This is a genomic window from Psychrobacter sp., from assembly GCF_018260395.1.
GTDB lineage: Bacteria > Pseudomonadota > Gammaproteobacteria > Pseudomonadales > Moraxellaceae > Psychrobacter.
Genome location: NZ_JAGLBC010000161.1, coordinates 1 through 5,003, shown reverse-complemented (window position 1 = coordinate 5,003; position 5,003 = coordinate 1). Strand labels below are relative to the sequence as shown.

At 39.8% G+C, this 5,003-nt stretch carries 3 protein-coding genes and 1 pseudogene; 3 read left to right on the top strand and 1 reads right to left on the bottom strand.

Going from position 1 to position 5,003, the window contains the following annotated elements; translation table 11 throughout:
- The 3 genes and pseudogenes from QZ265_RS09770 to lepB form a co-directional block, all read left to right on the top strand.
- Positions 1–402 (top strand): annotated as a pseudogene (locus tag QZ265_RS09770) (short chain dehydrogenase); the annotation flags it as partial.
- Positions 403–598: 196 nt separating this feature from the next.
- Positions 599–3,280 (top strand): FtsX-like permease family protein, encoded by a 2,682-nt coding sequence (locus QZ265_RS09765; protein ID WP_296405719.1) that lies wholly within the window; start codon positions 599–601, stop codon positions 3,278–3,280.
- Positions 3,281–3,382: 102 nt separating this feature from the next.
- Entirely contained in the window at positions 3,383–4,294 is a 912-nt protein-coding gene (gene lepB, locus QZ265_RS09760) for a signal peptidase I (protein ID WP_296405718.1), read from the top strand.
- A gap of 287 nt (positions 4,295–4,581) precedes the next feature.
- Here lepB and QZ265_RS09755 read toward each other — a convergent pair whose 3' ends face one another.
- Positions 4,582–4,962 carry a hypothetical protein gene (locus QZ265_RS09755; RefSeq protein ID WP_296405716.1) on the bottom strand — a complete coding sequence of 127 codons (381 nt, stop codon included), beginning with the start codon at positions 4,960–4,962 and terminating at the stop codon, positions 4,582–4,584.
- Positions 4,963–5,003 lie beyond the last annotated feature (41 nt).

The following is a 5,003-nucleotide window of genomic DNA, read 5'->3' as shown; positions in this document are numbered from 1 at the left end:
GCTAAACATATTAAGCCCTTACTAAAAGCTAGCTTAAAAGCAGGTAAACCTCATGAGACGAGTCCAGCTATTTATACCACTATTTCTGCACGAGTTGGCAGTATCAGCGATAACGAATTAGGCGGTTGGTATAGCTATCGAATGAGTAAAGCGGCTTTGAATATGGGTATGAAAACCCTATCCATTGAATGGCAACGGACGCTAAAAAATGTTTGTGTGGCTGTCATTCAGCCAGGTACGGTGGACACACCTTTATCAAAACCCTTTCAATCAAATGTGGCAAAAGATAGACTTTTTGAGCCTGAACAATGTGCTGACAATCTACTAAAAGTATTGAATGAATTAACTATAGAGGACAGCGGCTGCTTTATCGATTGGGCGGGTAAAACAATAGACTGGTAACTTGCTTGGAATAATCAAACAAGCCACGCGAACGCAACAAATTAATACCGTGTGTCAACTTTAAGTGGCTATGGCTTTAACTGTAACTGTAAAAATACCACTGAAGTTGTGCGTTAAATTGGCTAGCATACTATTATTGTCTTAGCCTTAAATCGACAAACCACAAATTCTATAACAGACAATCAGCTGCGCACTTATGACATCATACACCACACCTACTATACCTTCAAAACATTCAGATCCTTATAAAAATCTAGGTCGTAAATCTGTTCAGCGCAGTTGGTGGCGTAATTGGATATATCCATTGCTATTTTTATTAGCCATGGTGTTGTCTCTTTCAACCTATTTGACACTCGACTCCATTCAGCAATCGGTGCGTGATTATGTGTCTGACAATCAGCGGGCACTAGTCGGTGGTGATTTGATTGTAGAGAGTAAGCAAGCGTGGCCAGCTGAGGTCTTGCAGGTAGTACAAACGTTTGGCTCGCAGCAAACTAACCCTGACAACGCTAAAGACCAACACCCTAAAGGCGTGGTTTACGATTATCAATTTAATGCTATGGTTTCAAGCTTGGTAGCAGCTCCCGATCTAGAAACTCCCAATAGCCTCACCCCTTCCATAAACTCACAAGATAATGGTGCTACTTTACTGGCTAGGATTAAAGCCATTTCACCCCAGTATCCGCTATATGGTGAAGTACAACTGGCCTCCCGCAAACCTTTAGGGCAAAAGTTGACGCCGCATACTGTGGTGGTTGAAACTCAAGTACTAACAGGGCTTCATCTAAAAATAGGCGATAAAATAAAAATAGGTGATGCGGTATTTACCATTGCCGATGAGCTGGTAACCGAGCCTGATCGTCCGTTAACAGCTTTTGGCTTTGGCGCCAGAGTTTTGATGCGTGATGCCGATTTAGCGGCTACCAATCTAATGGGACAACGCAGCCGTGTTGATTACAGAATTGAACTGGCAGGTAATCCTGAGGTTATCGAGAAACTACGAAACCAACTAAAAGCACTTATCACCTCTCAACCAGAAATCAAAATCTCAGATGCTGAACAAACAGACACTTCAGTTACCCAAGTGTCTGATAATGTGCTGATGTTTTTAAAGTTATTGGTTATAGCCGTACTGTTTTTATCGGCAGTGGCTTTGCTAAGTGTGGTCAAAGCTTTTGTCAGCTCACAACAAAATGCCAATGCCATACGCCGAGCTTTGGGAGAACCTATCACTGCTATCAAACGCAGTTACTATCAATTGTTTATAATGATGGCTGTGCTGGCTTGTCTGGCTTCAGGGATTCTGAGTTTAGGAATGCTCAATTTAGGCGCGCAATATCTTACCGCCATTTTACCGCCAGATATTGAGCTTGCTATTCAATGGAAAAGTTTCCTTAAAATTAGCGTGGTGGCATTAGTCATAACTTTGCTTGTGGTGCAACATAGCCTTTATGCAGTGACGCATACCAAGCCTTCTGCAGTACTGAAGCAAGCCACAGGTAATACTCGACAGCATCCGCCACTGTATTGGTATGGCTTAGTTTTATTGGCAAGCTTTGGGCTGATGGCCTATGAGTTTGGCTCGTTATTAATTGGATTACAAGTGTTGGCGGCCATGCTTATGTTGGCGGCCGGGTTTTGGTTGATAGGCCGTGGTTGGTTGTGGTTACTTGATAAGATTGCCAGTAAAGGTTTATTTGGTAAAAAAACAGGCTGGATGGCAAGAAACGCGGTTCATAATTTATCACGTAAAGGCAATCAATCAGGGTTATTCTTTGTCACTCTTGCGCTGTCAGTGTCCGTTTTAACCATGATTGCGTTACTTAATAACAGTCTAAACGAGCAATTTGTACAGGCTTATCCAAAAGATGCACCCAATTTATTTTTGCTTGATGTTCAAAGCGATCAGCATGACAAATTGAATGCTATGATCACTGCGCCGATTACTTACTTCCCTGTGGTACGGGCAAGAGTCAGTAAGGCTGGCGGCGTTGCAGCCAGTGAGATTAAATCTCAAGGCAGTACCCAAGATGACCCAACTCGTGTATTTAACTTAAGCTATGCCGATAAAGTAATGAGCACTGAGTTTGTTAATGAATCTGTCATTCCGGGCCAATTATACGCTCCGATTAACACCTCAAATTCAAACGCCTCAAGTTCAGTAGTTCCTTTGTCGATATTAGATACCGCAGCGGAGCTGTTAAATGTTGGTATTGGTGATGAGGTAAGCTTTAACATTCAAGGCATCGAAATTGTGGGACAAGTGACCAGTATTCGTGAGCGCTATGAGCGTGGCCCTAGCCCCTTCTTTTATTTCCTATTTCAACCAAAAGTATTGGCCGATGCGCCGCAAATTCAATTTGCTACCACGAAAGTTGACAGTGCGCAAATCCCTCAATTACAAACCGATCTTGCCCGTCAATTTCCAGCCATTACCACCATTGATGGCGGTGCAATTGCCAAGCAAGTACAGGGCTTTATAAGTCAAATGAGTCGTTTGGTGCAGATCTTTACCTTACTAGCCATTATCACCGGAATTATGGTGTTGATTACGTCCTTGTTATCAACATCGCAAGACCGTCTGCGAGACAGCGCGTCCTTTCGATTATTAGGTATGCAAAGCAGTGACTTGTATAAAATTAATATGTTAGAGATTGGCTTATTGGGCGTTAGTGCAGGTGTGTTTGCGGTGTTTCTCGCCACTGGTACGGCATATCTGGTCATCACCCACTGGTTTAATTTACGCTTTAGCATCCCTTGGGCTAGCTTTGCGATTGGTGCAGTGATGTTAGTTGGAGTGCTATTAGTGATTGCGGTAAGTTATGTGAGATTGGTTATTGGGCCTGGTATTATGGCTAGGGTTCGGGGTATGGTTTAAGCGTTACTATTATCTATATGCTCTGCCCAATTATAATTTATGTTAAATTGAAGTATTCAAAATCCTTCATTTAGCACTCATGTTTGCTACAAAGGCCTTTCTGTGCAAGATAATTTGATCAAAAACAACCACTCTGATGTCGTCCAATCAGATGAACAATTTGATAAAACTCGGCAACCTAAAGTTTGGAGCACTGTGCTTTTAGCGATAGTACTTCAGCCATTTATTTTTTTATATTTAAATAGACCTACTTTATTTTTTGTGTACTTAATATTTGGGGTAATGGCAAGTGTTGCAGACTGGTCTTTGTACCTTACAATCAATCTTAGTTTGATTTATCTGGCTATCTGTATGTGTCACGCCTACTTAATAGCAAAAAATTATAACAAAATGAAGGCTCGTCATTGGTATTCTCGTTGGTGGGGTATGTTGACGATTGCAGGCGCTATTTTTATACCAATTTTTTTAATTCGTTGCTTTTTATACGAACCATTTAGTATACCAGCTTCTTCAATGAGTCCTTCTATTGAACCTCATGACACTATTATAGTAAAAAAATATGGCTATGGTGATTATGGTACATACGGAATCACTCTGCTGAATAAAGACGTATCAAATGATATTGAGTTACAACGTGGCAAGGTATATGCTTTTCACCCTCCATTTACTGATAAAAATATAGTTTATCTAGGCAGGCTGATTGCTAAACCCAGAGATAAAGTACTTATTGAAGGCAATCAGGTATCTGTTAATGGTCAGCTCTTAAAAACAAGGTTTATTGATAAAGATACTGACTTTAGATTGTATGAAGAAGTATCTGGTGATACGTCCTACAACATTAAGATAATAAAACCAGATGTGTTAGCACCAAAAGTAGATATGACAGTTCCTGAAGATAATTATTTCTTTTTAGGGGACAATCGGAATAGATCTCAGGACAGTCGATATTGGGGTACGGTGAATAGTTCTCGCTTTGTGGGACAAGTGGTCTATGTCTTTAATCCCTTCAAATAATAATCTAAATGCTTATAGTAGGCGTAACTTCATCAATTTAATATCTCATAAGTCACATCGATAAATCCTAAAAAGTGCAAAAAGGAATTTAAGAAAACTTGCCACAATCTTGTAATGAAAAGCCTGTGCTGAAAAACCTGTGATTTTAACTGCCACTCAGCTTGTGCCAACTAAGGTTTTAAATAGGCTCTTAAAGAATTCTATGCTATAAAAAAACCGAACCTTTATTAAAGTCCGGTTTTTAGGTAATCATTAGTAATTTATTAGCAGCTCATCTTATAAGCAGATTAGTAATGATCGCTATCGGTAAAAGGCTTAGCATTTAATGCTGCGGTAGCAGGCAATACTCTTTCTTGCTTAAAAAATTTAGAATGCCCTTCTAAAAGCTTATTGACATCTTTGATTAGGTCATCAATGACGTCATCATAAATACCTAGGTACAATTCGCGATCAAACCCAGTATAAGCATGCTTACGAGAGGCTGAACGAACATCAGTTATGCCATGTTTTTGATAGAAAATATCGACACGGCCATCACTATTTAATACACAGCTCAAAATACCGTCATCAACTTCTAAATCATAACGCTCTGGGATAAAAATGTAATCATCAACATCAATTAATTGCTTTTCAACCGATCGGGTTAATAATGATTTAATATCGAACAAAATAAGACTCCTTATAATTTCAGAAAATTTTTTTTATAACT

Coding starts and splice junctions, on each gene's coding strand:
- QZ265_RS09765 (WP_296405719.1), top strand. CDS start 599: ATGACATCATACACCACACCTACTATACCTTCAAAACATTCAGATCCT.